We start from the raw sequence: 23,963 nt of genomic DNA, 5'->3' as shown, positions 1-23,963 counted from the left end.
GGGACATCCAGCCCCACTCTTGTAATCGGCGATTAAAAGAAGTCGCTCTGTATGAACCCGAAGTCCATCAATTCAGCATCTTTGACCGGGTTGAAAGCATCCAGCTTGTTTTTGGCCGTCAACGGTACCGGAGGGCTGCGCAAGGCATTGGCCTTGTCATATCCGGGGCCGACGATGGCAAAGACGATGCCGTTCCAACCTTTGACAAAGTCATCATGGGAGTAGCGTTTGTGTCCCAGGACCGGGTCTGCGATGTAAACCCAATCCTTGTCCGCCCGCTGCATCACCACGAAATGCTTGTAGCCGCGAATTTCCATCAGTACCACCACCGGGATCGTGACAGCGTCGAGTTTTTCCCGGGGAATCTTGTAGCCTCTGGCGCGCATGCCGATGCTTTCTATGTAGCGCTTCATGTCCAGCATGGAGAAACCCTGAGTACGGACAAGGTCCTGGTCTGCATTGACCAGCATGCCTTTGATGATGTGCTCCTCATCGACGTCGAGCCAATAAGCCTGGCGCAATACCGTAGCCAGTGCGGCGGCGCCGCAGCTGAAGTCGGTTTTCTGTTCGACGATGTCGGCAAACTTGCGCTCACGAATGCTTTGCACGTTTTTGTAGACAAGCGTGCCGCCCGGCAGGGCAGCAACGGGCATCTGGGCAGCCTGGGTCAGGCCACAGAAGCAAAGCACAGCGAGGAGGGCAGTCTTACGCATGATCGATACGCCTTTGCGGACTGAGGAAAAGCCCCGTTTCCGGGGCTTTCGTTTCGATCGCGATTACATGCAGGCTTTGCAACCTGCGGCGATGGACAGCGAGTTGCTTTGTTGGTTGCCAACACCTGCCGATACGTTGGCTCCGCCGTTGCCGGAGAAGTTGTTCATCGAACCGGTCATGGTTGCGGTGTTGGTTACAGGGTTTTTCCAGCCATCTTTGGTCAGCACTTGTTGAGTGGTGACGCCAGCCAGACCGAAGACACCCACGGCTTCGAATTTGGCTTTTTGATCGTCATCACGACCACCGCCGCGGTTGTTGTTGCCATAGCCGCCGTGACCGCCACCGCCGTGGTGATCATCGTCTTCGATGGTTGCAGTACCTTTGGCGGCGAAGACGCCAGCGGCTGCGAAGGTGCCGGTGAGGGTGTCTTTTTTGTAGGTTTGCACGCCTTTGTTTTCTACGACCAGGCCAGTGGAAGACTGGTTGGCAGCAGCAGCGGCAGTGGCTACACGGCCACCCGATACGGCGATTGCCAGGTTGTTTTTCTGTTGGTTGAAGTTGCCGGAAGTCACGTTGATGCCGATGTTCCCGGATCCGTTGTTGCCAGCGTTGTTAAGTGTAGCGGTGTTGAGGGTCGACGAGTTTTTCACATAGTTGTTGTTGTTGACTTGAGTTGCACTCGAGGCAGCAACAGCAGTACCGAAGATGAAGCTTTCGTCGGCGGTGGCCAGGGCTGCGGCATTGTCTTGTTGGTTGCCGTCGCCGGCTGCAACGTTGGCGCCCATGTTGCCGTTGGAGCCGTTCAGCGAGTTGTCAGCCTTCGCATCGTTTTTAGTGCCCTGGTTTTTTACCACGTTGCCATCGCTGTTTTGTGCATCAAGCACAGCAGCACCGGCACCGGCGGTGATTTGCAGAAGTTGTTCCAGGGTTGGGCCTTTTGGATCATGGTTGCCATGACCATTGCCGTGCCCGTTACCATGACCGTGATTATCATCACGACCGCCTGCCTGTGCTGCGATTGCCATCACTGCTGCGAGTGCGAAAACCAGTGGTTTGAGGGCCATTGTAGGTTTCATGGTGTTTCTCCGTCGTGCTTATTAGTTGGTTAAGTGTTGGTACTTTCTAATTGCACTGCTTCTTGTTTGGGTCAGTCAGCGACCCGGATGCTCAGGGTGTTAGCCATTCGGTTCCCCACCCCGGCACTCTGGTTCACCTGGATTACCCCCCGGCTGCCGGTGAAGGCCTGATCACTTGTCGTGACCTGGCGACTGCCGGGTGAGGTGCCAGTTGCTCCTGAGCTCGGTAACAACGCCACGTTCTGTTGGGAAAGGGCGCTATCGTCAACGCTCTGCGGGGCAGCACTGATGCTGACGCGCGTAACGTTGGCCATTTGGTTGTTGGCCCCGGCGCCCTGGTTCACGCCCAGGATTCCGTTGCCGTTACTGAAAGAGGTGCCGCCGATGTTGGCGCTCGCGTTGATCGAGCGGTCGGCGGGGGTGTCGATTTTCTGTTTCACGCTGGTGGTCGCGTGGGATTCGGTGCCAATGGCGATCGCCTTGACGTTGGCCTGTTGCATTTGGTCGCCGGCGGCCTGGTTGACGTTGAAGTTGCCCCGGTACTGAACGCCGGAGTCTTGAATGTTCGCGTTGTTCACAGCACTGGGGTCGGCCATCACGCTGGAGCAGCCGAGCAGGGCGATAACGAGCAGGGAACGATTCATCTCATTGGCCTCCAGCCATGCGGGTCAACGGGGCAAGGCCGGTGCTCATGGCACGGTTGACGGTATTGGAGATCGAGCTGCCGGAACCGCCGCCATGCCCGGCACTCATGCCGGGCATCCCGTTGGGATTGGTCAGGGTGTTCATGCCAGGCAGATTCGAATTGGGGGTATTGATGTTGCCGCGGATCGACGATCCGCTGGCTACACTGGCAAATTCACCGTCGCTGAGTTCGGTGTTGCTCAGCGTTTGATTGATACGGGCCGATGGGTTGGCATTGACGGTGGTCGGGTAGGGATCTTTGCCGCCGCTGCGGCCGATCGGGATCGGCTGGACGTCACGGTTGAGCACGATCACGCCATTGCCGTCGGCCTGAACGTTGAAACTGAGAAAAGCGCTGGCGGCTGATCCGATCAGCAGAAGGCAGGTAAAGGCTTTTTTGATGTTCCCCACGGCGGCAATTCCTTCTTCAGTGGGCTGAGCCTGTTCAGCGTTGTGAAGGAGAGAGCGAAAGCTGTGCCGCTTTTTAGATGTCTTTTGATTTCAAAGGGTTGTGTGGATTGGACGCAGGGTTGATACACAATCTGTTTCATCGCTGAAACAAGTCACTGGCTTCGCAACCCCTTAAAGTCATTGCAAAGCTCTGGAACAAGGGTTTGCGCGCAGGTGTTTCATCTGCGTAACAAGTCGCATGACAAAGGGATGAAGGGCGCTGAGACGGGCACTTTGCACCCGCAGGAGTGTTTCAGGAACGGACACTTTTGCCCCAAAACAGGGGGAAGGAACGGGGCATTCGCCCCGAAACCTGGGTCAGTCCGCGAGCAGTGAGCGCACCGCGTCGAAGGCTTGCTGCTGGCGTTCGGCCCAGTTGCCCTGAATGATCTGCAAAGGTTGATGATGGGTTTGCAGCCAGATCCGGGTGGCCTCATAGAACGCGAGCCGTTCATTCAAGTCGGGCTGGCAGCGCTGACCATCGTCCGTCCACTCGATCTGCTCGGGGGAGAGCAGCAAGTGCAGGTCGTAGTGACGCGCCAGCAACTCGGTTTGCAGCCAGGGCGGGCAGTCGCCGAACAGGGTCTGGCTCCACAGGATGTTGCTCAACAGATGCGTATCCAGAATCAGCAATCGCGGCTGCTGCGCCCGTGCCGCGTCTTCCCATTGCAACTGGCCGCGAGCAATTTCCGGGATGTCGGCGAGGCAGGTATCGCGAGGGTTCTGCTCGATGAACCAGCGCACATATTCGTCCACCCGCAAACCGCCGAACTGCTGTTGGATGCCGGCCGCCAGCCAGCTCTTGCCCGTGGACTCGGGGCCGGTCAGGACAATCACTTTCATCGTTGCAACGCCGGATCGGCACGCCATTCGCGCCAGCCTTGCACCGCAATTACGGTGAACAGGGCATACAGCGCCGCCGTGAGGTACAGCCCTTTATAGAGAAACAGCGCGACGAAGATCACATCCAGCACGAACCACAAAGCCCAGCATTGCAGACGCTTGTGGGCCATCCAGAATTGCGCGACCAGGCTGAAACCGGTCAGCGCCGCGTCGAGCCACGGTTGTGCCGCGTCCGTCCAGTGAGCCATGGCCGCGCCCAGCAGCAGACTGCCCGCTGCGCCAATGGCCAGCCCTTGCGCAATCGAGCGGGTGTCGAGCCGGCTGACCTCGCGTCCGTCATGCATCGTCCCGGCCCGCGTCCATTGCCACCAGCCATAGAGTTGCAGCCCGGCATACACCACCTGCAGCAGCATGTCCGAATACAGCTTTACCTCGAAGAATACCCAGGTGTAGAGCAACACCATGACCAGTCCGATCGGCCAGCACCACGGATTCTGTTTGACCGTGAGCCACACGGCGATTACACCGAGAGCGGCGGCAAACAGTTCGAGCCCGGACATGCAGGATCCTTGGGGGGAATAAAAGAGGGAGCGGATTGTACCGAAAAACAGGTGGGAAACGAGTTCCCACCTGAAAGGGCGTCAGACGCGAAACTGACGCAGCAAGCCGTTCAACTGTTCGCTGAGCTCGCCCAGGCGAACGCTCGCCACACTCGACTGCTCTGCCGCCAGCGCGGTGCTGTGGGACAGCCCCGCGGCCTGGGTGACGTTCTGATTGATGTCTTCGACCACATGCGCCTGCTGCAGCGTTGCGCTGGCAATCGAGGCGTTCAGGCCGTTGAGGTTGCGCAGGGCCTGACCGATGGCATTCAGGCTGGCACTGGCCAGGCCGGCCTGCTCGATGGTCAGTTGCGAAGCCTTGCTGCTGTCGCCGATCACCTTCACCGCGGCTTCGGAATGATTTTGCAGGCGTTCGATCATCGTCTGGATTTCCGCCGTGGACTTCTGCGTGCGTTGCGCCAGCAAACGCACTTCGTCAGCCACCACTGCAAATCCGCGACCCTGTTCGCCGGCGCGTGCTGCTTCAATCGCGGCGTTGAGAGCGAGCAGGTTGGTCTGCTCGGCAATCGAGCGGATCACCTCCAGCACGCTGCCAATCTGCGTGCTCTCGGTCGCCAGCGTGCGGATCACTTCGACGGCCTGATCGATGGTGCCGGACAGCTTGTCAATCTGCTGCAGGCTGCTGTCGATGTTGACCTGGCCTTGTTGGGCCTGGGCTTCTGCGTCACGCATTTCGCTGGCGGCGTGCTCGGCGTTCTTCGCCACGTCCTGCACACCGTAGGTCACTTCGTTGACGGCGGTGGCCACCAGCTCCATCTGCTGCGACTGTTGCTGGCTGCGTTGCCGGGCCTGTGCCGCATCGTTGCCCAGCTCACTGGACGATTGGCCCAATGCGCTGGCGGATACCTGCAAGTCACCGATCACCCGGCGCAGCTTGGCGGTGAAAGCATTGAAGTGATGGGCCAGTTGAGTGACCTCGTCCTGACCCTGGGTGTCGAGGCTGCGAGTCAGATCGCTTTCGCCGCTGGCAATGTTGGCCATGGCGTTCACGGTTTCCTGTAACGGACGGACGATGCTGCGGGCAATCAGAATCACCAGAAGTGCCATGATCGCCGCAATGACCAGTCCGACTACTGACGCCTTGAGCACCTGGCCCTGGAACTCGGCCTGCACGTCGTCGACGTACACGCCCGAACCGATCACCCAACCCCACGGCTCGAACAGTTTCACGTAAGAGGTTTTGACCACCGGTTCACTGGCACCCGGCTTGGGCCAACGATAGTCGACCATGCCGGCGCCTTTGGCCTTGGCGATGGCGACCATTTCGTTGAACACCGCAAAACCGTCCGGGTCGCGGATCGCCGAGAGGTTCTGGCCTTCAAGCTTGGGATTGGTCGGGTGCATGACCATCACGGGCGTAAGGTCATTGATCCAGAAGTAATCGTTCTGGTCATAGCGCAGGCCACGAATGGCAGTCAGCGCCTGTTTCTGCGCCACATCGCGCGTCAGGGTGCCTGCCGCTTCGAGGCCCTGGTAGTACGTCAGCAAACCGCTGGCGGTCTGCACCACATGTTGGGTTTTCTGGGCCTTGGCGTGATACAGGTCATCATGGATCTGCTTGAGCATCAAAACGCCCAACGTCAGCAGCATGACGACTGCCACGATCAAGATGAGCCACAAGCGTCGGCTGATCGACACACTGCGCAAGCTGTTCATAACGCTGTCACTCCGGATTCTTTTTCTTGTAATAAACCACCGCCAGCATCCAACCACGTTTCGGTGACCGGGCATACGCGACCCAAGTCGTATAACGCGGCAGCGCTATTACGGCTTGTCTGTTAGGATTTCGGCGCCGCGCGTAAAAACCTGAATCCAAATTGATTTTTCACGGAATTTTGACTGTTTCGTGTGGATCCTGTGCGTGCGGAATCGGTACAGCTTTGACCAGCTACGCTGAACGCAGTGAACGTAAAAAATACTATCGGGGCATGCCGTCTGGCATCGCTCTTTGGGGGATTGATGGATCTTTGGACGGCCTTGCAGGCATTGATACTTGGAGTTGTAGAGGGGCTGACGGAGTTTTTGCCCATATCCAGTACCGGACACCAGATCATTGTTGCCGAATTGCTCGATTTCGGAGGCGAGCGGGCCATGGCGTTCAACATCATCATCCAGCTCGGCGCGATTCTCGCGGTGGTCTGGGAATTCCGGCGCAAGATCCTCGACGTGGTCATCGGTTTGCCGACTCAGCCAAGTGCTCGGCGCTTCACCGCCAATCTGCTGATTGCCTTCCTGCCCGCCGTGGTGCTGGGCGTGATCTTCGCCGACCTGATTCACCATTACCTGTTCAACCCGATCACCGTGGCCGCCGCGCTGGTGGTGGGCGGGATCGTGATGTTGTGGGCCGAGCAGCGTCAGCATGAAGTGCACGCCGAAACGGTCGACGAGATTCGCTGGACGGATGCACTCAAGATTGGCTTCGCCCAGTGTCTGGCGATGATCCCCGGTACTTCGCGTTCCGGCTCGACCATCATCGGCGGCCTGTTGTTCGGGCTGTCGCGCAAGGCGGCCACCGAGTTCTCGTTCTTCCTGGCGATGCCGACCATGGTCGGTGCGGCGGTGTATTCGGGCTACAAGTACCGCGACCTGTTCGTACCGGCAGACTTCCCGGTGTTTGCCATCGGTTTCGTCACGGCGTTCATCTTCGCCATGATCGCGGTGCGCGGCCTGCTCAAGTTCATCGGCAGCCACAGTTACGCGGCCTTCGCCTGGTATCGGATCGCCTTCGGTCTGGTGATTCTGGCGACCTGGCAATTTGGATGGATCGACTGGTCGGCCGCCCAGCCATGAGTGATTCCCGCGCACGCCGCCCGGATCGCGGGTCTTCCGGTGGCAATATCCAGCATTTGAAACTGAAACTGGTGGTGCTGCTGATCGTCTGCGCGTTGCCGTTGTCCGGCGCGCTGTCGATGTGGCTGCGCGGGATTTCCCTGGTACCGCTGACGGCTTACGGGCTGGTCAGCGTGCTGGCGTTTTTCCTGTACTGGGCGGACAAGCGCAAGGCCCGCGCCGACGCCTGGCGTACGCCGGAAAACATCCTCCATGCGGTGGAACTGGCCGGCGGTTGGCCGGGTGCGCTGATCGCTCAACAGGTCTTCCGGCACAAGACGCGCAAGGTGTCGTTTCAGATCCTGTTCTGGGTGATCGTGGCGTTGCATCAGGTGTTCTGGATCGATCAGTTGTTCCTCGGTTCGAACCTCCTGGCGCTGTTCTAGAGCACCAGCCCGACCTGAGCGCGCTTGGGCAGCTTGCTCACCACCAGTTGATGGGAGCGCTGCAACAGCCCTCGCAGTTCCTCGGCGCCCAGCGGGTAGGGCGGGTGCATGATGATCCATTGCGCCCGGGCCAGATACGGCGCCGGATGAATCCCCGGCCGGTCGCAATGACCGAGAAACAGATCCTTGTCGACCTTGAATGCCAGCGAATCACCGCGCAGGCCCTGCAGGGCAAACATCTTGTTGCCGGCAATCGAAAACACCCGCACGCCACCCCATTTGTAGTCTTCCCGCGCGCCGGGCAAGGCCAGACAAAATTCTGCAACGTCCGTTTCGCTCATCTTTCCTTGTTTCATAACAGCCGTTCTCCACAGGCGTTGAACGATTCGACCAGATGATCGATCCACGCGCGCACCGCCGGCATCACCCCGCGCCGATGCGGATACACCGCTTGCAACCAGCCGCCGGGCAATGACCAGCCCGGCAGCAATTGCACCAGCGTGCCGTTATCCAGCTCCGCTTCGCAATACATCATCGGCAGCAGGGTGAAACCCTGTCCGGCCAGCACGCACGCCTTGCGCACGATGAAATCGTCGATGCCCAGCCGGGCTTCCAGTGCCAGGTCGCAACTCTTGCCGTGCTGATCGAGCAGACGCACATGCACCATGCGATCCGCCTCCAGGGCGCCCAGCACCGGCAGGCTTTTCAGGTCCTGCGGATGATTGATTTCCACTCCCTGTATAAAGGAAGGGCTCGCCACCACCACCATTTGTGCCTGACGCAGTCGGCGGGTCACCAGCATCGGTTCTTCATCGCCGTGTTCGCGCACACGCAGGGCCACGTCAATGCCTTCGGTGATGAGGTCGACCCGGCGATTGAGCAGGGTCACTTCCAGTTGCACCTGGGGATATTTGCCAAGGAAATTGCTGATCACCACCGGCAGCATTTCATGGGCCAGCCCGGTCGGACTCGAAACCCGCAGGCGACCGCGAGGCTCGCTGGACATGCTGGCCACCGTTTCATCGGCCATTTCCGCTTCCAGCAGCATCGCCTGACAGTGACGCAGATATCGCTCGCCGACCGCCGTCAGCTTCAGTTGGCGAGTGGTGCGTTGCAGCAGACGCGCGCCGAGGCGCTCTTCCAGCTCGGCGATGCGCCGCGAGAGGCGTGACTTGGGGATGCCGAGCAAGCGGCCAGCGGCGGCGAATCCGCCGGCCTCCACCACTTTGGCGAAATAGTAGAGATCGTTGAGGTCTTGCATGGGGGAAATCCGACTGTTCTATCAGTGGGACAAACTATCGCATTGTTGCCGTCTAATCAGCTATTGGTTTCATCGGTAGGATTGCCACCATTCCGTCGCCGCCGGCGATTCATTCCAGGAGATTCCACATGAAACTGCTGCACATCGATTCGAGCATTCTGGGCGACAACTCCGCTTCCCGTCAGCTGAGCAGCCAAGTGACTCAAGCCTGGCAAGCCGCCGAGCCAAGTGCTGTCGTGACCTACCGCGACCTGGCCGCCGACGCTATCAGCCACTTCTCGTCGACCACCCTGGTTGCTGCCGGCACCACCGCTGAACTGCGCAACGCCGGACAACAGCACGAAGCCGAACTGAGCGCCACCACCCTGGCCGAGTTCATCGCCGCCGACGCCATCGTCGTGGCTGCACCGATGTACAACTTCACCGTGCCGACCCAACTCAAAGCCTGGATCGACCGCATCGCCGTTGCCGGCCAGACTTTCCGTTACACCGAAGCCGGCCCTGAAGGTCTGTGCGGCGGCAAGAAAGTGGTGATCGTGTCCACCGCTGGCGGTATCCACGCCGGTCAGGCTTCGGGCGTGGCCCACGAAGACTACCTGAAACTGGTATTCGGCTTCCTCGGCATCACCGACATCGAAGTCGTGCGTGCCGAAGGCCTGGCCTACGGCGAAGAAGTGCGTAACAACGCGATGACTGCCGCTCAAGCGAAGATCAGCGAGCAACTGTTCGCCGCCGCGTAAGGCTTGCGTAAAGAACAGCTCCTGTTCAGGCAAACCCTCAAAAACTCTGTATTCTGGTTCCGCAAGGGCCAGATACAGAGTTTTTGTTTCTGACTGTTACATAATCTGGCCCGGGTTATGCAGTCCGATGATCAACGTCTGAGTGCAACGCCGCGCCGGATCACCGAACCTCGGAATCTCGGGCGTCGAACTCCACGGATCTTTCGATTGAGTAACAACAGGGTGGGGCATCCCATGATGCGTCTTTGTGCAGCGTTACTGATTTGCCTGCTCGGCAGCCTGAATTCAGTGCACGCTGCGCCCGGGCAGCACCCGCGCTGGAGCGTCGGGTATCACGAGATGACGTTCCTCGATCCGCTCGACCTGCAACCGATGCGCGCCATCGCGTTCTATCCCTCCAGCGACCGCGAACATCTGAGTCTGCTTGAAGGCTATTCGGTCGAGGCCGGCGAAGACACCAAAGTCGCCATCGGCCGTTTCCCGATGCTGATGTTGTCTCATGGCAACACCGGCACGCCGCTGGCGCTGCACGACCTGGCCACGTCACTGGCCCGCAAGGGTTTTGTGGTGGTGGCGGTGATTCACCCCGGCGACAACTCCAAGGATCACAGCCGCCTCGGCACACTCAGCAACCTTTATGGTCGGCCGATCCAGATTTCCGAAGCCATTACCGCCACGCTGGGCGACCGCATGCTCGCGCCGTATGTCAACGCCGAACAGGTTGGCGTGATCGGCTATTCGGCGGGCGGCGAAACGGCGTTGATTCTGTCCGGTGCACAGCCTGATCTGGATCGTCTGCGCCGTTACTGCCAGGAGCGCCCGGACGACCGCGACGCCTGCAACACTCAAGGTGAGTTGATTGTCGACCGCGATGATCTGCAACCGGTGGCCGATCCGCGCGTGCATGCATTGCTGCTGATGGCGCCGCTGAGTCTCAAGTTTGGTCGTCACACTCTGGCCGATGTGCATGTGCCAGTGCTGCTGTACAGCGGGGACGGTGACAAACTGGTGGCCTTCGACAAAAACGCCGCGGCCCTGGCGCGCAAGCTGCCGACTGCGCCGGATTTCAAACTGTTGGCCGGGGCGGGGCACTTCGTGTTCATGGCGCCGTGCACCGAAGAGCAGATCCTCGCCATGCCGGCGTTGTGCACCGATGCCGATGGTGTGGACCGCGAAGACATCCACCGCAACCTGATTTCCGAGGCCGGGCGGTTCTTCTCCCATGCCTTGGGCAGGCCGACCCGCGCGGGAATGCAGACGGCGGATCAGTGAGCGCTCACGCCATGGCCCGGCGCTTGAGCAGCAAGGTCAATCCCAGTCCGGTCACGGACAGCACGGCCGCACTGAAGAAAATCCACGAATAGCCCAGATTCAGCGCCACCGCGCCCATCAACGGCCCGGCAATCGCCAGCGCCAGATCGAAAAACACGGCATAAGCACTCAGCCCTGCGCCGCGACTGGAGTTGGGCACTTGCTTGATTGCTTCGACGCCCAGCGCCGGGTACACCAGCGACAGGCCGAAACCGGCCAGACCGGCACCGATCAAGGCATACGCAGTCGAAGGCGCCAGCCACAGCATGACCAGGCCGACGGTTTCGATGGTCATGCAGGCAATCGCCGAGGTGAATCCGCCGAAACGCCCGATGGCTGAAATGAACAGCAGGCGCGACAGAATGAAACACACACCGAACACAGTCAGGCAGTACGCCGCGCCGGTCCAGCCGCGATTGAGGTAATACAGAGTAATGAAAGTGGTCAGCGTGCCGTACCCGATCGACGCCAGGCTCAGACTGGCACCGAACGGCGCAATCCGCCCGAATACCGCCCAGAACGGCAGTCTTTCACCGCGCACCACCGGCACCGACGGCTTGTTGCGGATCAACAGCAAGGCGCCGGCCGCGAGCAACGACAAGGCGATGCCGAGGCTCTCGAAACCATAGTCGGCGACCATCACTACGCCCAGCGGCGCGCCGATGGCAATCGCACCGTAAGAGGCGATGCCGTTCCACGAAATGGAGCGCGCGGTGTGTTCGGCACCGACCTGGCCCATACACCAACTGATGGTGCCAACGCCGATCAGGCCCTGGGCGATCCCCAGCAGCAGACGACCGACGATCAGGATCGACAGGCTCAACAGCGGCAAGCTCTGCAACAGCGTCGAAACCAGCGTCAGCACACCGCTGAGCACAATCCCCGACAAGCCATACACAATCGCCCGCTTGGTGCCGACGGTGTCCGACATGCGCCCGGCCATCGGCCGGCTGAGCAGGGTGGCCAGGTATTGCGAACCGATTACCAGCCCCGCAATGACTGCACTGAAACCCAGTTGTTCGTGGACATAACCGGGCAGCACCGCAATCGGTAAACCGATGCAGAGGAAGGCGATAAAGGTATAGAAAACGATAGAGACGATCTGCAGGGTGATCGCCATGGAGCTTTGCGGAGGCTTTTGCTGCGCAGACATGAGGGCTCGTTCGCGGGCGGCGGTGGGAGAGTTCGCATCATGGCTTGGCGCTGAAATAAAAGAAAGCAGGCTAACGATCGTTTCCACGCACCACGCACCACGCACTAACGTCCTCACGTTGATCGTTCCCACGCTCCGCGTGGGAATGCAGCCCGGGACGCTCCGCGTCCCTTCCAGAGCTGGAACGCGGAGCGTCCCTTGAGGCATTCCCACGCAGAGCATGGGAACGATCAGGAATGAGCAAAAAAAGCCCTGTCACAAGGACAGGGCTTTCTGTTTACCGCTCGATTCGACTCAGAACACCACGCCTTGGCTGCGCAGGTAATCGTCGTAGGTGCCGCTGAAGTCGGTCACGCCGTTCGGGCTCAGCTCGATGATGCGCGTGGCCAGGGACGATACGAACTCACGGTCGTGGCTGACGAAGATCAGCGTGCCCGGGTAGTTTTCCAGCGCCAGGTTCAGCGCCTCGATCGATTCCATGTCCAGGTGGTTGGTCGGTTCGTCCATCACCAGAACGTTCGGCTTTTGCAGGATCAGCTTGCCGAACAGCATGCGACCTTGCTCACCACCGGAGATCACCTTCACCGACTTGAGGATCTCGTCGTTGGAGAACAGCATGCGGCCCAAGGTGCCACGGATCATTTGTTCGCCCTGAGTCCACTGACCCATCCAGTCGAACAGGCTCACATCGTCTTCGAAGTCGTGGGCGTGGTCCTGAGCGTAGTAACCCAGTTCCGCGCTTTCGGTCCACTTCACGGAACCAGTGTCCGGGGTCAGTTCGCCCATCAGGGTGCGCAGCAGGGTGGTCTTGCCGATGCCGTTCGGGCCGATGATCGCTACGCGCTCGCCGGCTTCAACGGTGAAGCTGAAGTTCTTGAACAGGGTCTTGCCGTCGAAGCCCTTGGACATCTGCTCGATGGTCACGGCCTGACGGTGCAGCTTTTTGGTCTGTTCGAAGCGGATGAACGGACTCACGCGGCTCGATGGCTTGACCTCGGCCAGCTGGATCTTGTCGATCTGCTTGGCACGGGAAGTGGCCTGTTTGGCTTTCGAGGCGTTGGCCGAGAAGCGGCTGACGAACGTTTGCAGTTCGGCGATCTGGGCTTTCTTCTTGGCGTTGTCCGACAGCAGTTGCTCGCGGGACTGGGTCGCCGCCGTCATGTACTCGTCGTAGTTGCCCGGGAACAGGCGCAGCTCGCCGTAGTCCAGGTCGGCCATGTGGGTGCAGACGCTGTTCAGGAAGTGACGGTCGTGGGAAATGATGATCATGGTGCTGTTACGCGCCGTCAAAATCGTTTCCAGCCAGCGGATGGTGTTGATGTCCAGGTGGTTGGTCGGTTCGTCGAGCAACAGCACTTCCGGATCGGAGAACAGTGCCTGGGCCAACAGAACGCGGAGTTTCCAGCCTGGCGCCACTTCGGTCATCGGGCCGAAATGCTGTTCCAGCGGAATGCCCAGACCCAGCAGCAGTTCACCGGCACGGGATTCGGCGGTGTAGCCGTCCATCTCGGCGAACTCGGTTTCCAGCTCGGCCACGGCCATGCCGTCTTCTTCGCTCATTTCCGGCAGCGAGTAGATGCGGTCGCGCTCGGCCTTGACCTTCCACAGCTCTTCGTGACCCATGATCACGGTGTCGATCACAGTAAATTCTTCGTAGGCGAACTGATCCTGACGCAGCTTACCCAGGCGCACGTTCGGCTCGAGCATTACCTGGCCGGCAGACGGCTCAAGATCGCCACCGAGGATTTTCATGAAGGTCGACTTGCCGCAACCGTTGGCGCCGATCAGGCCATAACGGTTGCCGTTGTTGAATTTGACCGAAACGTTTTCAAACAGCGGCTTGGCGCCGAACTGCATGGTGATATTAGCTGTAGAAATCAAAGGGCTTACCAGTAAAGGGTTTCAGAGGTTGTCTTTTGAGCTTGGGACCAATTTCGGACCAATTTGCAATTTTTCAAGCTCCTGCCAGTCGCTCGACGAGTTGATCCAACGTGCATAAGTCGATAGAAGCATCTGCACACTGTGGCCAAGCTGCTGGGCGATGAATGCGGGGTTAATTCCAGACATTAGGCATATTGTTGCATACGTGTGGCGGCAGTTGTATGGCGGTCGATGTCGCAACCCCAGCTCAGTGATCACCGGTATCCACTGCTTATGCAGATCCGAGGTCTGTCGGATGAACTCTGAGTTTTTGCTGGGCGGGAAAACGTAGGGCATGTTTTTGATTCGGCTCTGGCCCGCCAGGCGGCGCTCGGCGTATTTCTTCGCAAACTCGATTGCATGAATCGCCCGCGAGTTCAGCAGAACAAACCGGTCACGCCCGGTTTTCGTCCGTTCCTCGATCACGCCCAGCGCAACCGTGCGACGGACGTGAACCGTCTTTTTCTCCAGGTCGACGGCTTCCCAGCGCAGCGCCGCCGCTTCTGAAAGACGTAGCCCGGTGAAAAACACAAACTCAAAGAACGCCGCGTAGATCGTGCTGGGCCAATGCGGATGGTCGTACAGCTTCGCGATAATGGCGTTCGCTTCATCGAGCGTGAACGGATCGACCTCCTTTTTCGATCTGCTCGGGAGCTGTAGCGATTCCGCCGGATTGCGCGCTATAAGCCCGTCTTGGACTGCCGACCGGAGAATGGTCGACAGTTTGACCATTGCGTTTCGCTTCACCGCCGGCGAAGTCCATTCAATGGATGTCAGCATCCGGCGGAGTAGGGTCGTTGTGATCAGATCAATCCGCACCAGGGCGAGGTGTGGAATCACGTACATATTCAACACGCTTTTGTAATTGAGCCGGGTTCCTGCCGCGATTTCCCGGCTGTCGAGCCAGAGCTGGGCATATTCGCCGAAACACGGAATGCTCCCGGCGGCCATGCCGGAGTTCGGGAACAGCTCCGCGTATTTGTCCAGATCCAGCAGATTCAGCTTAATCAGGCTGATTACCTTATCGCGAAGCTTGGATGCAGCTTGGATGCCCTTTTGTGTCGTGGGATAGGGAAGCGTTTCGCTGCGCCGCCCGCCTTCCCAGGTGAAACGGAATCGGAGGGTGCCGTGGTGAATGTCGATCCCTGGGGGTAGATCCATTGGTTTTCCAGCCATTCGTCATATCTCCTTTTGCTGTAGATGATCCGCCCGCCGTGCTTCATCCAGACGCCTTCGGGGATCTGGCCCCGGCCGCGTCGTGCTTCCAAGGCTCGCGCCGTGGTGCCGAGAATCTGAGCCATAAGTGACTCGCTAACTTTGTCGATGTCGTGCGCTTCGGATGGGGTCATATGTCCTCGATAACGCCCGGTGGGCGGGGGTATTGGTCTAGGTTGCTGACGGGATAGTTGATGGCTGAAAGCGCGCCGCCTTGGCGTGGCCTACGCACACGCGCTCGGGAACGCTGTCGTCATCGAGATACGCATGACACATAAACCCTTTCCGGTCGTGTGCCATGAACTCGGCGTCGCTGGTGGTTATGGGGGACTGGTTGGCGATTGATCCGAGGCGATAGGCGCAGCCGTGGCACGCGCCCGCCGGGTCGCATTTCTGCGCCAGCATCACGCCCTGGCACGCGCCGAAGATCGTCGGCAGGTTCACGCTTGAGAACCTGTCCGGGTGTACGTGGCATTCGGTAATCAGAACGGTATCGCTCATTTCCGCGCAGTTTGCGGCGACAGAGTTCGCCATGCCCACGAACTGAGCGAGCAGTTCCACCAATCGACCAGGGCCGTCTCGCTCGAGCGCTGCCTGGATCGCCGTTCGGCGAAAGTCGAGGTCAAACTGGCAAAGCCCGGCGATGAACAGCGCGTCATCGGGCGTCATGCTGTAATCGGTGTTGTCTGTCACGGGGGAACCTCCTTGGTTTCAGGTGAATTCGGCGGGGACTTCAATCGCTGGGCCGTGCATTGCGAATACAAGGGCGCGGTATACGGCGATGGTTCGCGATTCGCCGGCCTGGCGGTTGAATGGATTTCCGGTCATGTCGGCCAGCCAGTGCGGGCCGTTGGCGCGTTCGCACCAGATGCCGTACTTACTAACCAGGTGGTCGGCGCGGGGCTGGTCGCCCTCGATCATGTTGACCGCCCATGCCAGCGCGAGGCCGGCGAGTTCGGGGGTTTGGACGATGGCCGTTCGGCTCATTGCTGCACCTGGTCGGTTGCGGCGCTGGCGCCTGCCGGTGGCAGCGCCTTGACGTGGACGCGCCCGCCTAAGTAGTGCCAATCGATTCGCCAGCCTGTGAGGACAGATAGCCCCCGACAGAGCTGTTCCGCTGCATCCCTGGGCATGTCGCCGATGACCGCGACGCTGCTGCCGCGCTGGTAAACATCCGGGTCGCATGGCGGTATCTGGCGCAGTTGTTCGACTTCCTGAATCAGCCCCAGCACAGCCTCGGGGTGAGCTGCTGCGTAATAACGGGCAACGACCGGCGCCGCCTCGGGCTGGCCATATTCCGCCGTATCTACGGTGAGAATCGGATACTGGTTATCGTCTTCATCGAGCCGACCGACCTGCCAGTCTGCCGGCTCGCCTTCTGCCGGCCAGCATGACGACATGTTGTCCCAGCCTTTCATTGCCAAGGCCGAAGCCTTGAGTTCGGTGTAGTCACCGCTCATTCGGGGCTTTCCTCATTCGATACCAGCAGTTGATCGGCGCCAGCAGTCGCCAGCCCAGGATTGAGTTCGACGCGCTGGCCAGCGAGCAGCCCCGCCAGTTGCGCGTTCAGGTCTAACTCGACCTCTTGCACCTTCCGCGCCTTCCCGATTTCCTGGCCTGCCAGGTATTGCTCAATGAGTGCTTTGTCTTGAGCTTCGACCGCCACCAGGTCGCGGCCTGTCGAATGTTGCTCGATACCTGGTTCATCCTCTCCGCGCGGTATCAGTTCGTGAACCTTGCCCTCGACCGCCGAAACCCACGCGAGCGCGAAATGGTTGCCGGCGGTTTCAGGCGAATACGAGCTACGGCGCTTCCCTGAGCGCACCAGGGCGACGTATTCGCGCCGCGCCAGCGTGAGTTTTGCCAGCAGCGCCTCATAGGCGTACATGGCGATCTGCGGCGCCGGAGTGACGCCGACGTACAGCGCTCGCTCAACGGCTCGTTTCCTGGTGGTGCACCAGTGGCGATACGTGAGTGGGCGAACGCCGAAAGCCTTGCCTACGACAGTGCTTAAATACCGATCCCATCGAGGCCGGCGTCTCACGCGGCACTTTTCCGACTGCACTTCCCCTACGTCGCTCAACCGCACGTCAAGTTCGGAAAGGCGATATTCGCGCATCAACGCCTGTGCCTGGCGCATGGCCGTTGCGGCTTCTGTTTCGTTCGAACTTTGCGACAGGGCCAGACAGCGCTTGATCTTGCGGATTACCCGTTCCAGCTTTGCGTCGATCATGCGACCACCACCCCGCGATAGCCTTCGGCGTGCCGCGCTACGTCAATGAGCCGATACAGCGTGTCGACCTTCTTCTGGCGCTGCTCAAGAATCGCCCACCGTTTTTGGTGCTCGGTGTATCGGTCGTTGAAGCCTCGGATTTGCTCAAGGAGCTTGAGCTTTTCCTGGCGTTTGGGTTCCTGGTTGTACTGCTGCCAGAGCCGTGACCGGTGATCAAAATCAAACCCTTTCAAAATCTCCAGCTCTTGCGCCGTGTCGGATTCAAGCTTGAGGGATTGTCGCTGCCAGCGGATGTACAGAACCTGGCTGCGCTTGGGCTTGGAAAACGTGTGTTGCCGTATCCACTCGACCAGCTCGCCCTTTGTCATTTCCTCAAGGATGTCAGAGGCCTGGTTGCTCATTCCGGCACCTTTTCAGGCTTCTGCAAGCCTTCCTGAATGCGGTTGTAAATTTCCTCACGGTGAACCTCTACCTCTTTCGGGGCATTGATGCCGATGCGCACCTGGTTCCCGCTGACGGCCAGCACCGTCACGGTGATGTCGTCGTTAATGCGGATGGTTTCGGAGACGCGGCGAGTCAAAATCAACATTGGTCAATTCCTTATGTTTCGGGAGTAGGGCAGCGCCCGGAGAATTCCAGGAGCCGGGGCAGAGCAGGGAAGGTTGCCGGCGCCGACAGTTGGTGATCGGCGCCGGTGATGATCAGCGAGGGTCGAACGCGCCCAGGCGCAGGGTTGCTTTGTCCTGCACCTGGTCGAGTAGAACGCCTTTGAACTCCTGGGCGATTTCTTCACGTTGTGCGGCTTCGCCAACCCAGCGCAGGGTCAGTGCCGGGGCGCTGCCACTGGTGATGATCGACAGTCGCAGGGTGAATTCCCGGACTGACAGGCCTTCATAGGGCGACGTGGTGAACACCAGGTTGGCGGGCAACGTTTCTTTGCTGGTGGCCTCGATTTGATCCATCGCGCTGCGACTGGTCGATACCTCAGTCACGGCGTGGTCGCTTTCGGAAAGCGATTTGATCGTGATGTTTCGAATCGATGCCACAACCTTGGCAATCGGCAGTGCGTTGCCGGCGGCGTCGAAGCCGGTAAGGTTGTGGTTCCAGTCCTCGATCCAGTCGGAAAGGTCGCGCTGGGCCATGCGACGGCCTGAAATCTCCTGCACCGCGTTGAACGCTACAGTCGCCTTGAGGCGCAGCGCTGCTTTGTCATCGGCGTGGCCTGGAACTTCCGGGGTGCCGAGGTTGAAATACACGACAGACGACATTGCATCCTGGTCGATGAAACCGAGGCCTTCCCCGCGCTCCTGGACGTAGGCGCCGAAGTCGACCAGCGAAGTGGTGGAGAACGTGCCACGGAACCGGGAGCGGCCAGCCTGGTACGTCTCCAGGTTCGTCAGTTTCGTGGATTCTGGAACCAGGACAACCGGCGTGTGGGTCGGCAGAGTGGCGCCGGCGGCGGACAGCGCGGCATCGATGACAAGTTGTAGCGCTTCTTTCGAAAGGGACATCAGTGTTTTCCTGTGATTGCGTTAAGTGCGTTGCGGGATCGGTGCCTGGTCACGGCTGAAAAGCTGCTCAACCTTTTCCGGGAACAGGGTTAGCTTGCCGCCGCTGCCGACGTGCATCGGGGTATCGAGGCTGGTGTTCTCGCTGCGGTCGCCGCGCTTGGTCGGCACCTTGTACGCCAGCTTGTGCTTGACCTTGACCTGGTGCGTTTCGCCGATTTGGCTGATATCGAGCGTGATCGTGATTTTCCCGGCCTTGCCGTTGTCGACCACGCCGGCGGCGACTTCGGAAAGGGCGTGGCCGATCTGGCTCGCGAACAGCCCGGCATTGAGTTCTTCGAAGAATTCAGCGGGATTCGTTGGGTTTGGCATCTATTCGTCTCCGGTGCGTGCTGGCGCCAAGTGGGGTCGGGCCGGCGATTTCTTTTCAGGGCTGGATCTTTTGCTGGCGCCAAACGCCTGCGGCTTCAAACACCGCCGACGCTTGCGATTCTTCAATCTCAACGAGCGCCGGCACGGCCAGCCAGCCCATTGCGACGTGATGATTGGGGTTACTGCCGTCGCGCAATTCGTCGTAAAAATGTTCGATTACGTCATTCAGCGAATCGGTGCGGTACATGCCAACCGGTTGGATTTCTTTCGACTTCATGTACCTGTCGCCCAGCTCATTGATGCCGAAGGCGGCGATATAGATCGTCCACCGGTGCGGGATATCGCAAAGGGCGTTGGCGATGGTCACGTTTCGGATTTGCCGGCACTTGCGCCAGTCGATCATCACCTGGCGCCCTGACGGGTCTATTGCGACCACGGCGGCGTTGTGGCTGGCGATCATTGAATAGGCGACTCGATCAAGTCGCCGCTGGAGATTGTGGGCCTTGCGTTTACTCATGAGTTGCGACCGGCCATCGCGAGAACTTCCGCCTGGCTGATCCCGAGCCGCGCCGCAATTCGCTTGACCGTAACGCCTTTCTCGACGAGCTGGCGCGCGCGCGCCTCGATGCTGAGAAATGTTGGCTTTAGGGAAAAGTCGCGGTGCGGCGCTGGTGGTTTGTAGCTGTAGCCTTCAATCGGGGTGACTACGCCGCCCTTTGCAAAGAACGCGGCTTTCGCGGCGTCCAAGTCGATTTGGCCGCGCTTCATTTCGAGGCCTTCATAGCGATGACAACGAGAACAACAGCGAGCAGCGAAACCCAGCGCGTTGCACGCTCGCCAATGGCCTTGGCCGTGAACGCTGAGCCGGGTTGGCGAGGGAATACGCGCTCCAGCTTTTCAGCGTACTGCACTGCCTCAATGTGGGTTTTGTTGTTGCCGATCAGGCGATTGTGATCGGCTGAGATTACCGACCACCCGCCGCCTGGGCTTGGCTGGACGAAAAACCGCGACTTGCTGCGAAATTCCTCGGTCGCCAATACGACCTTTTCACGCAAATACTGTCGGTTCTCTTGGGCTGCGCGGATCTTCTCAAGCATGGTCGAAACTCCTTATCAGGCGTCGATGTCGTGTAGTTGGGTAAACCTCATTGGTCAGGCGTCAGGCGGTGGCCAGCAACGCCAGATGGGGGAGGGTGTAACCCGCCTGGCGCCTGCCAATGAAGTCTTAGAGGGGAGGTGAAGAAAGCCCCGCATTGCGCGGGGCTTGATGGCTCGAAAGCGGAGCCGGTGTTACCAGAAACCGAACCAAATGCCGGTTCCGTGAACGATGGCCACCGGGAAGAACAGCGCCCCGGCGATCAGGAATCCCCAGCTCGCCGACTTGAAGCAAACGGCGACGTGCGTAATCCACGCCAGCACGCACCAGACAATCAGCAAAAAGGGAATCCAGCTCCCCGAATCAGAACCTTGCTTACTCATTCGTTATCATCCTCGGGCAGTTCCGGCGACCCGTCTTGTTCGTCCAGTTCGGAAACGTGCTTGTCATAGTCCGAGAGCAGTTCCCGGAGCTTTCCGGGATTGGCTTCGGCGTTGGCCTGAGCGCGCAACAGATCCTCAATACTGGATTTCTCGGTGTTGTTCATTGGGTCGCCTCCTGCGGCGTTACTGAGTTGTTATGACCTGGGCTTTCGGCACCCACCCCGATGGGGTTTCAACCAGGCAGCCCACAAACAAGGCGTATTTGACGTGCCTGTCGATCTGGTAGCCGTAATAGGCGCAGCCCGCACGCTTGCCGGCGCTGCTGATCACGACGACCGCGAGCAGGGCCGCCGAGCCGAACAGCACCAGCTTTGTTCGGAGCTTCAACCTTCGATCCCGAAGTCAGCCAGGCGCAGGCCCAGCAAACGGCCAACTTCCGAAAGCACCTTGAGTTCGCCGGCTTCGATTTCGCCGTCTGCTTCGGCGATGGTGATCATGTTTACAAACACTTCCTCCGCATCGAGCGGGTTGCTCTTGATGTCTTCAATCTCGCGCATGATGTTCATGCGCCCGACGCGGAAACCAGCGTTCAGTTGCTCAGTGAAGCGCCCCAGCGTTGCGGTGATTTCAGAGCCGAAGTGATCCAGGTTTTTGTTCGAACGAATGAGCTGATCGATCTTGTCCAGCTCGGTTTTCTCGATTTCGCCATCCGCCGCGGCGACCAGGATGCAGCCACCTACGATTGCTTCCATAAGGTCGCGGTTCTCAACCTTTTTCAGCTCGGCTTTCGCCTTGCCGAACTTCTTGCCAAACAACTTGCCAAGCATTTTGTTGCCCTCTGTGATGGTTCCCCGTCTGGCCCTGTTTGCAGGGCCAGCCAGCGAAACCGACTCAGATAACGGCTGTCATTTCCGAAGTGCCGCCTTCGCGTTGCGTGGTGATCATCAGGCCGGCAATCGCAAACCCGCCGCCCTGGATAACTCGAGCGCAATGCTGGAATTTCGGGTAGGAATTGCCGTCTCCGTCTGGAGTCAGCGAAGTGCAGACCAGGTCTGTCGCGTCTTCGCCTTCCGGCCCGCCGTCACCGTGGCCAATCGCAAAGCTCGAAAGCATCGCGATCCCTTCCGTCTGGCAAATCTCGATGATTTGCAACATGAGCGGGCTGATTTTGCTGTCGTAAATCTGTTCTTTGTTCACGGGTTTTCCTTGTGGTTTGTCGACTTCCCAGCAGCCACTTTTTCGAATGGCTGCGAGTGAAATCTGTGCGGACGGTTTAGCTTTCTCACCACCGGTTTCCCGGTACGTCGCTTGGGTCACGTCGAAGTTTTAAAGAGCGCCGGCTTTCGCCTGAATCGCCGGGCGGTGCCTGACGACGGGGCAGATTTAAGCAAGCTAAACAGTGACGGTCAAGCTTGCTGAAGAAAATATTTTTAGCTTGCTCAATTTGCTGAATGGCCATCGCTCGCGCTATGCCTCGGTCTGTAAAGGGCGCGGGATTCTAGGAGGGGATCTGGGCATAAAAAAAATTCATAGCGCTTATCAGGCATAAGCAAAATGAATGGGATAGCGCTGTCCGATCTGTACTATTGCGTCCAGTCGGGTCTGGTCAGAACAAACCCGAACCAGTAGGAGATTCCGTGAAAAGCTCGTTTTTTAAAGCCGGCTTTGTAGCAGCGCTGGCGCTGAGTGCCCAGGGCTGCGCAAGCATCATAAGCACCAGCAAGCCCGTTGTAGGCGTTTACGCAAATTCACCCGATACCACGTATTCCATCACCGATGTCGCTGGCAAACTTATTGTGACCGGACAGACTCCCGCTCAAGTTCCTTTGAATGCCGGGCGTGGTTATTTCAAGCGGCAGAGTTACATCGTGAAGTTTCATCACGACGGCTATTCCGATGACGTTCGCAATGTCGATGCATCCGTTAATGGCTGGTATTGGGCCAACTTATTATTCGGTGGGCTAGTTGGCCTATTCGTTGTCGACCCTCTAACGGGGGCCATGTATACGTTGCCCGACGAAGTGAACGGTAACCTTGTTCAACTAGCACACGCGCCGCCCAGCTCGACATCAACAGTCACCAACTAACAGAAGCCCGCCATGCGCGGGCTTTTTCACGTCCGTAGCTTTTCCTCGGGCATTAGAAAGCCCGCGCTAGGCGGGCTTCTGGGGCAGTGCTTGCAAGCTATCTATCTAAGCAAGTGCCGATGACGGCCACTTTGCGTCGATTACTTTTCCGACAATAATCCATTTGTCGTCAAGTTCGATAGTCGGGAACGAAGGGTTTAACGCTTTCAAAAAGGTTCGGCCCGAGTCTCTTATTAATTGTTTAAATGTCGGTTCGTTGGAATCTACCAACTTGGCCAGGACGTAATTACCATCTTTAACGTCTTGATCAGGAGCTACTAGAATAATCATACCTTCTGCGAAAGACATTCCTCCCATTGCGGTCATCGATGGCCCATTGACTCTTAACCAAAAGCCTTTTGGGCCTGCCAACGCATCCGAAGGATGCACCCGAAGTTCTTCGACATTACCTAACTCTATAGCGTCCACGGGCATTCCAGCCTGAACCCAGCTTATTTCCGGGTATTCGTGATATCGGAGTGGCCCATTCACTGGCTCAACGTTTGATCCCCGATCCCTTGGGACGGATTCCATATCGCCTGTTCCATTTGCAAGCCACTCGGCGCTAACGCCTGTCGCCTGGGCGAGCGCAAACAGATTTTCCGGGCGAAGGCTTTTGCTATCGCCGGTTACCCATTGCGTTACCGCTGATGGAGAGACGCCGCACTCGCGCGCGATGTCCTTTTTCAGCTTCCTGCTGTGCTTGATCGCCGTAGCGATTCGGTCTGGTCTGGTCATAAGCAAATATTAAGCGAACTGAAATTTAGCATGGTCTAGACGTTTTGACCATGTTGGCGCGCGCCGTTTAGTATGCTTAAATTCGTTCTTCCCGTAGGAGCTGTGCATATGAAAACCTCTGATGTTATCGAGCAATTCGGCTCGAAAATCAGGCTAGCCGAGAAGCTGGGAATTTCTCCCAGCGCTGTTACGCAGTGGGGAGAAATCGTCCCCGAGTCTCGGCGCTACCAGATTCAAGTGTTGACCCGAGGCAAGTTGAAAGCTGTGCCCGTCAACTCGAAACCCGACCGTGTGTTGGGCAAATGA

Annotated in this window: 35 protein-coding genes; 6 read left to right on the top strand and 29 right to left on the bottom strand. The window is 58.8% G+C overall.

Annotated features, from left to right (window positions below):
• Positions 1-32 precede the first annotated feature (32 nt).
• The 7 genes from CAF79_RS02725 to CAF79_RS02695 form a co-directional block, all read right to left on the bottom strand.
• A complete protein-coding gene (locus tag CAF79_RS02725; protein WP_085696355.1) occupies positions 33-713 on the bottom strand; it encodes a C39 family peptidase in 681 nt (226 codons plus the stop codon).
• Between the two features lie 63 nt (positions 714-776).
• Positions 777-1,790: a heme utilization protein gene (locus tag CAF79_RS02720; RefSeq protein WP_085696352.1), complete on the bottom strand. Its 1,014-nt coding sequence runs from the start codon at positions 1,788-1,790 to the stop codon at positions 777-779.
• 71 nt (positions 1,791-1,861) lie between these two features.
• Positions 1,862-2,434, bottom strand: a complete 573-nt coding sequence (locus CAF79_RS02715) for an adhesin (protein WP_085696350.1) — start codon at positions 2,432-2,434, stop codon at positions 1,862-1,864.
• A 1-nt stretch (position 2,435) separates the two neighbouring features.
• Positions 2,436-2,885, bottom strand: a complete 450-nt coding sequence (locus tag CAF79_RS02710; RefSeq protein WP_085696348.1) for a hypothetical protein — start codon at positions 2,883-2,885, stop codon at positions 2,436-2,438.
• 357 nt (positions 2,886-3,242) lie between these two features.
• Positions 3,243-3,767, bottom strand: coding sequence for an AAA family ATPase (locus CAF79_RS02705; RefSeq protein ID WP_085696346.1), 525 nt, complete (start codon positions 3,765-3,767; stop codon positions 3,243-3,245).
• Positions 3,764-4,327 carry a nicotinamide riboside transporter PnuC gene (gene pnuC / locus CAF79_RS02700; protein WP_085696344.1) on the bottom strand — a complete coding sequence of 188 codons (564 nt, stop codon included), beginning with the start codon at positions 4,325-4,327 and terminating at the stop codon, positions 3,764-3,766. The genes CAF79_RS02705 and pnuC overlap by 4 nt, the downstream gene beginning before the upstream one ends.
• Positions 4,328-4,408: 81 nt before the next feature.
• Complete coding sequence (locus tag CAF79_RS02695) at positions 4,409-6,043, bottom strand: methyl-accepting chemotaxis protein (protein WP_085696342.1); 1,635 nt, start codon at positions 6,041-6,043, stop codon at positions 4,409-4,411.
• Positions 6,044-6,346: 303 nt separating this feature from the next.
• Here CAF79_RS02695 and CAF79_RS02690 point away from each other — a divergent pair, with 303 nt between their 5' ends.
• Both CAF79_RS02690 and CAF79_RS02685 read left to right on the top strand, forming a co-directional pair.
• A complete protein-coding gene (locus tag CAF79_RS02690) occupies positions 6,347-7,177 on the top strand; it encodes an undecaprenyl-diphosphate phosphatase (RefSeq protein WP_085696341.1) in 831 nt (276 codons plus the stop codon).
• Positions 7,174-7,602, top strand: coding sequence for a DUF1294 domain-containing protein (locus tag CAF79_RS02685; protein WP_085696339.1), 429 nt, complete (start codon positions 7,174-7,176; stop codon positions 7,600-7,602). Before CAF79_RS02690 ends, CAF79_RS02685 begins: the two co-directional genes overlap by 4 nt.
• On the opposite strand, the gene CAF79_RS02680 is transcribed toward CAF79_RS02685, so the two are convergent.
• Positions 7,599-7,958, bottom strand: coding sequence for an MmcQ/YjbR family DNA-binding protein (locus tag CAF79_RS02680; protein ID WP_085696337.1), 360 nt, complete (start codon positions 7,956-7,958; stop codon positions 7,599-7,601). The two genes, CAF79_RS02685 and CAF79_RS02680, sit on opposite strands and share 4 nt — an antisense overlap.
• Entirely contained in the window at positions 7,955-8,863 is a 909-nt protein-coding gene (locus tag CAF79_RS02675) for a LysR substrate-binding domain-containing protein (RefSeq protein WP_085696335.1), read from the bottom strand. The genes CAF79_RS02680 and CAF79_RS02675 overlap by 4 nt, the downstream gene beginning before the upstream one ends.
• Positions 8,864-8,991: 128 nt before the next feature.
• Here CAF79_RS02675 and CAF79_RS02670 point away from each other — a divergent pair, with 128 nt between their 5' ends.
• A complete protein-coding gene (locus CAF79_RS02670; protein ID WP_085696334.1) occupies positions 8,992-9,603 on the top strand; it encodes an FMN-dependent NADH-azoreductase in 612 nt (203 codons plus the stop codon).
• Between the two features lie 234 nt (positions 9,604-9,837).
• Entirely contained in the window at positions 9,838-10,875 is a 1,038-nt protein-coding gene (locus tag CAF79_RS02665) for a dienelactone hydrolase (RefSeq protein ID WP_085696333.1), read from the top strand.
• A 4-nt stretch (positions 10,876-10,879) separates the two neighbouring features.
• On the opposite strand, the gene CAF79_RS02660 is transcribed toward CAF79_RS02665, so the two are convergent.
• From CAF79_RS02660 to CAF79_RS02575, 19 genes are all read right to left on the bottom strand, one after another.
• A complete protein-coding gene (locus tag CAF79_RS02660; RefSeq protein ID WP_085696332.1) occupies positions 10,880-12,067 on the bottom strand; it encodes an MFS transporter in 1,188 nt (395 codons plus the stop codon).
• A 294-nt stretch (positions 12,068-12,361) separates the two neighbouring features.
• Entirely contained in the window at positions 12,362-13,948 is a 1,587-nt protein-coding gene (locus CAF79_RS02655) for an ABC-F family ATPase (RefSeq protein ID WP_085696331.1), read from the bottom strand.
• A 21-nt stretch (positions 13,949-13,969) separates the two neighbouring features.
• Complete coding sequence (locus CAF79_RS02650) at positions 13,970-15,163, bottom strand: site-specific integrase (RefSeq protein WP_085696330.1); 1,194 nt, start codon at positions 15,161-15,163, stop codon at positions 13,970-13,972.
• Between the two features lie 210 nt (positions 15,164-15,373).
• Complete coding sequence (locus CAF79_RS02645) at positions 15,374-15,895, bottom strand: hypothetical protein (RefSeq protein ID WP_085696328.1); 522 nt, start codon at positions 15,893-15,895, stop codon at positions 15,374-15,376.
• A gap of 18 nt (positions 15,896-15,913) precedes the next feature.
• Positions 15,914-16,189: a hypothetical protein gene (locus tag CAF79_RS02640; protein WP_085696326.1), complete on the bottom strand. Its 276-nt coding sequence runs from the start codon at positions 16,187-16,189 to the stop codon at positions 15,914-15,916.
• Positions 16,186-16,662, bottom strand: a complete 477-nt coding sequence (locus CAF79_RS02635; RefSeq protein ID WP_085696324.1) for a hypothetical protein — start codon at positions 16,660-16,662, stop codon at positions 16,186-16,188. Before CAF79_RS02635 ends, CAF79_RS02640 begins: the two co-directional genes overlap by 4 nt.
• Complete coding sequence (locus CAF79_RS02630) at positions 16,659-17,435, bottom strand: DUF2786 domain-containing protein (RefSeq protein WP_085696322.1); 777 nt, start codon at positions 17,433-17,435, stop codon at positions 16,659-16,661. Before CAF79_RS02630 ends, CAF79_RS02635 begins: the two co-directional genes overlap by 4 nt.
• Positions 17,432-17,836, bottom strand: coding sequence for a hypothetical protein (locus CAF79_RS02625; protein WP_085696320.1), 405 nt, complete (start codon positions 17,834-17,836; stop codon positions 17,432-17,434). The genes CAF79_RS02630 and CAF79_RS02625 overlap by 4 nt, the downstream gene beginning before the upstream one ends.
• Complete coding sequence (gene csrA, locus CAF79_RS02620) at positions 17,833-18,024, bottom strand: carbon storage regulator CsrA (protein ID WP_085696319.1); 192 nt, start codon at positions 18,022-18,024, stop codon at positions 17,833-17,835. The genes CAF79_RS02625 and csrA overlap by 4 nt, the downstream gene beginning before the upstream one ends.
• A 112-nt stretch (positions 18,025-18,136) precedes the next feature.
• A complete protein-coding gene (locus tag CAF79_RS02615) occupies positions 18,137-18,946 on the bottom strand; it encodes a DUF2303 family protein (protein WP_085696317.1) in 810 nt (269 codons plus the stop codon).
• 21 nt (positions 18,947-18,967) lie between these two features.
• Entirely contained in the window at positions 18,968-19,315 is a 348-nt protein-coding gene (locus CAF79_RS02610) for a hypothetical protein (RefSeq protein ID WP_085696315.1), read from the bottom strand.
• A gap of 55 nt (positions 19,316-19,370) precedes the next feature.
• Positions 19,371-19,832, bottom strand: coding sequence for a hypothetical protein (locus CAF79_RS02605; RefSeq protein ID WP_085696313.1), 462 nt, complete (start codon positions 19,830-19,832; stop codon positions 19,371-19,373).
• Positions 19,829-20,083: a hypothetical protein gene (locus CAF79_RS02600; protein ID WP_085696311.1), complete on the bottom strand. Its 255-nt coding sequence runs from the start codon at positions 20,081-20,083 to the stop codon at positions 19,829-19,831. The genes CAF79_RS02605 and CAF79_RS02600 overlap by 4 nt, the downstream gene beginning before the upstream one ends.
• Positions 20,080-20,412, bottom strand: coding sequence for a hypothetical protein (locus CAF79_RS02595; RefSeq protein WP_085696309.1), 333 nt, complete (start codon positions 20,410-20,412; stop codon positions 20,080-20,082). The genes CAF79_RS02600 and CAF79_RS02595 overlap by 4 nt, the downstream gene beginning before the upstream one ends.
• 192 nt (positions 20,413-20,604) lie before the next feature.
• A complete protein-coding gene (locus CAF79_RS02590; RefSeq protein ID WP_085696307.1) occupies positions 20,605-20,793 on the bottom strand; it encodes a hypothetical protein in 189 nt (62 codons plus the stop codon).
• Complete coding sequence (locus CAF79_RS29080) at positions 20,790-20,957, bottom strand: hypothetical protein (protein WP_170929686.1); 168 nt, start codon at positions 20,955-20,957, stop codon at positions 20,790-20,792. Before CAF79_RS29080 ends, CAF79_RS02590 begins: the two co-directional genes overlap by 4 nt.
• Before the next feature lie 19 nt (positions 20,958-20,976).
• Positions 20,977-21,180, bottom strand: a complete 204-nt coding sequence (locus CAF79_RS02585; protein WP_085696305.1) for a hypothetical protein — start codon at positions 21,178-21,180, stop codon at positions 20,977-20,979.
• Positions 21,177-21,620, bottom strand: coding sequence for a tellurite resistance TerB family protein (locus CAF79_RS02580; protein WP_085696304.1), 444 nt, complete (start codon positions 21,618-21,620; stop codon positions 21,177-21,179). The genes CAF79_RS02585 and CAF79_RS02580 overlap by 4 nt, the downstream gene beginning before the upstream one ends.
• Before the next feature lie 64 nt (positions 21,621-21,684).
• Positions 21,685-21,990, bottom strand: coding sequence for a hypothetical protein (locus CAF79_RS02575; protein WP_085696302.1), 306 nt, complete (start codon positions 21,988-21,990; stop codon positions 21,685-21,687).
• A gap of 440 nt (positions 21,991-22,430) precedes the next feature.
• Here CAF79_RS02575 and CAF79_RS02570 point away from each other — a divergent pair, with 440 nt between their 5' ends.
• Positions 22,431-22,880, top strand: a complete 450-nt coding sequence (locus tag CAF79_RS02570; RefSeq protein WP_085696300.1) for a hypothetical protein — start codon at positions 22,431-22,433, stop codon at positions 22,878-22,880.
• Between the two features lie 105 nt (positions 22,881-22,985).
• Here CAF79_RS02570 and CAF79_RS02565 read toward each other — a convergent pair whose 3' ends face one another.
• Positions 22,986-23,657 carry a LexA family transcriptional regulator gene (locus CAF79_RS02565; protein WP_085696299.1) on the bottom strand — a complete coding sequence of 224 codons (672 nt, stop codon included), beginning with the start codon at positions 23,655-23,657 and terminating at the stop codon, positions 22,986-22,988.
• 108 nt (positions 23,658-23,765) lie between these two features.
• On the opposite strand from CAF79_RS02565, the gene CAF79_RS02560 reads away from it, so the two are divergent.
• On the top strand, positions 23,766-23,963 hold the full coding sequence (locus CAF79_RS02560; protein ID WP_085696298.1) for a Cro/CI family transcriptional regulator: 198 nt from the start codon (positions 23,766-23,768) through the stop codon (positions 23,961-23,963).

The organism is Pseudomonas sp. B26(2017), from assembly GCF_002113045.1.
In the GTDB taxonomy this organism is placed as follows: domain Bacteria; phylum Pseudomonadota; class Gammaproteobacteria; order Pseudomonadales; family Pseudomonadaceae; genus Aquipseudomonas.
This window is presented reverse-complemented; position numbering and strand designations above follow the sequence as displayed.

What these genes read in the sequence shown, in the direction of transcription:
- CAF79_RS02685 (WP_085696339.1), top strand. Translation starts at nt 7,174, where the DNA reads ATGAGTGATTCCCGCGCACGCCGCCCGGATCGCGGGTCTTCCGGTGGC.
- CAF79_RS02605 (WP_085696313.1), bottom strand. Translation starts at nt 19,832, where the DNA reads ATGAGTAAACGCAAGGCCCACAATCTCCAGCGGCGACTTGATCGAGTC.
- CAF79_RS02680 (WP_085696337.1), bottom strand. Translation starts at nt 7,958, where the DNA reads ATGAAACAAGGAAAGATGAGCGAAACGGACGTTGCAGAATTTTGTCTG.
- CAF79_RS02665 (WP_085696333.1), top strand. Translation starts at nt 9,838, where the DNA reads ATGATGCGTCTTTGTGCAGCGTTACTGATTTGCCTGCTCGGCAGCCTG.
- CAF79_RS02600 (WP_085696311.1), bottom strand. Translation starts at nt 20,083, where the DNA reads ATGAAGCGCGGCCAAATCGACTTGGACGCCGCGAAAGCCGCGTTCTTT.
- CAF79_RS02560 (WP_085696298.1), top strand. Translation starts at nt 23,766, where the DNA reads ATGAAAACCTCTGATGTTATCGAGCAATTCGGCTCGAAAATCAGGCTA.
- csrA (WP_085696319.1), bottom strand. Translation starts at nt 18,024, where the DNA reads ATGTTGATTTTGACTCGCCGCGTCTCCGAAACCATCCGCATTAACGAC.
- CAF79_RS02725 (WP_085696355.1), bottom strand. Translation starts at nt 713, where the DNA reads ATGCGTAAGACTGCCCTCCTCGCTGTGCTTTGCTTCTGTGGCCTGACC.
- CAF79_RS02625 (WP_085696320.1), bottom strand. Translation starts at nt 17,836, where the DNA reads ATGAGCAACCAGGCCTCTGACATCCTTGAGGAAATGACAAAGGGCGAG.
- CAF79_RS02715 (WP_085696350.1), bottom strand. Translation starts at nt 2,434, where the DNA reads ATGAATCGTTCCCTGCTCGTTATCGCCCTGCTCGGCTGCTCCAGCGTG.
- CAF79_RS02675 (WP_085696335.1), bottom strand. Translation starts at nt 8,863, where the DNA reads ATGCAAGACCTCAACGATCTCTACTATTTCGCCAAAGTGGTGGAGGCC.
- CAF79_RS02565 (WP_085696299.1), bottom strand. Translation starts at nt 23,657, where the DNA reads ATGACCAGACCAGACCGAATCGCTACGGCGATCAAGCACAGCAGGAAG.
- CAF79_RS02590 (WP_085696307.1), bottom strand. Translation starts at nt 20,793, where the DNA reads ATGAGTAAGCAAGGTTCTGATTCGGGGAGCTGGATTCCCTTTTTGCTG.
- CAF79_RS02670 (WP_085696334.1), top strand. Translation starts at nt 8,992, where the DNA reads ATGAAACTGCTGCACATCGATTCGAGCATTCTGGGCGACAACTCCGCT.
- CAF79_RS02695 (WP_085696342.1), bottom strand. Translation starts at nt 6,043, where the DNA reads ATGAACAGCTTGCGCAGTGTGTCGATCAGCCGACGCTTGTGGCTCATC.
- CAF79_RS02660 (WP_085696332.1), bottom strand. Translation starts at nt 12,067, where the DNA reads ATGTCTGCGCAGCAAAAGCCTCCGCAAAGCTCCATGGCGATCACCCTG.
- CAF79_RS02635 (WP_085696324.1), bottom strand. Translation starts at nt 16,662, where the DNA reads ATGAGCGGTGACTACACCGAACTCAAGGCTTCGGCCTTGGCAATGAAA.
- CAF79_RS02705 (WP_085696346.1), bottom strand. Translation starts at nt 3,767, where the DNA reads ATGAAAGTGATTGTCCTGACCGGCCCCGAGTCCACGGGCAAGAGCTGG.
- CAF79_RS02640 (WP_085696326.1), bottom strand. Translation starts at nt 16,189, where the DNA reads ATGAGCCGAACGGCCATCGTCCAAACCCCCGAACTCGCCGGCCTCGCG.
- CAF79_RS02610 (WP_085696315.1), bottom strand. Translation starts at nt 19,315, where the DNA reads ATGCCAAACCCAACGAATCCCGCTGAATTCTTCGAAGAACTCAATGCC.
- CAF79_RS02630 (WP_085696322.1), bottom strand. Translation starts at nt 17,435, where the DNA reads ATGATCGACGCAAAGCTGGAACGGGTAATCCGCAAGATCAAGCGCTGT.
- CAF79_RS29080 (WP_170929686.1), bottom strand. Translation starts at nt 20,957, where the DNA reads ATGAACAACACCGAGAAATCCAGTATTGAGGATCTGTTGCGCGCTCAG.
- CAF79_RS02720 (WP_085696352.1), bottom strand. Translation starts at nt 1,790, where the DNA reads ATGAAACCTACAATGGCCCTCAAACCACTGGTTTTCGCACTCGCAGCA.
- pnuC (WP_085696344.1), bottom strand. Translation starts at nt 4,327, where the DNA reads ATGTCCGGGCTCGAACTGTTTGCCGCCGCTCTCGGTGTAATCGCCGTG.
- CAF79_RS02615 (WP_085696317.1), bottom strand. Translation starts at nt 18,946, where the DNA reads ATGTCCCTTTCGAAAGAAGCGCTACAACTTGTCATCGATGCCGCGCTG.
- CAF79_RS02650 (WP_085696330.1), bottom strand. Translation starts at nt 15,163, where the DNA reads ATGGCTGGAAAACCAATGGATCTACCCCCAGGGATCGACATTCACCAC.
- CAF79_RS02690 (WP_085696341.1), top strand. Translation starts at nt 6,347, where the DNA reads ATGGATCTTTGGACGGCCTTGCAGGCATTGATACTTGGAGTTGTAGAG.
- CAF79_RS02580 (WP_085696304.1), bottom strand. Translation starts at nt 21,620, where the DNA reads ATGCTTGGCAAGTTGTTTGGCAAGAAGTTCGGCAAGGCGAAAGCCGAG.
- CAF79_RS02595 (WP_085696309.1), bottom strand. Translation starts at nt 20,412, where the DNA reads ATGCTTGAGAAGATCCGCGCAGCCCAAGAGAACCGACAGTATTTGCGT.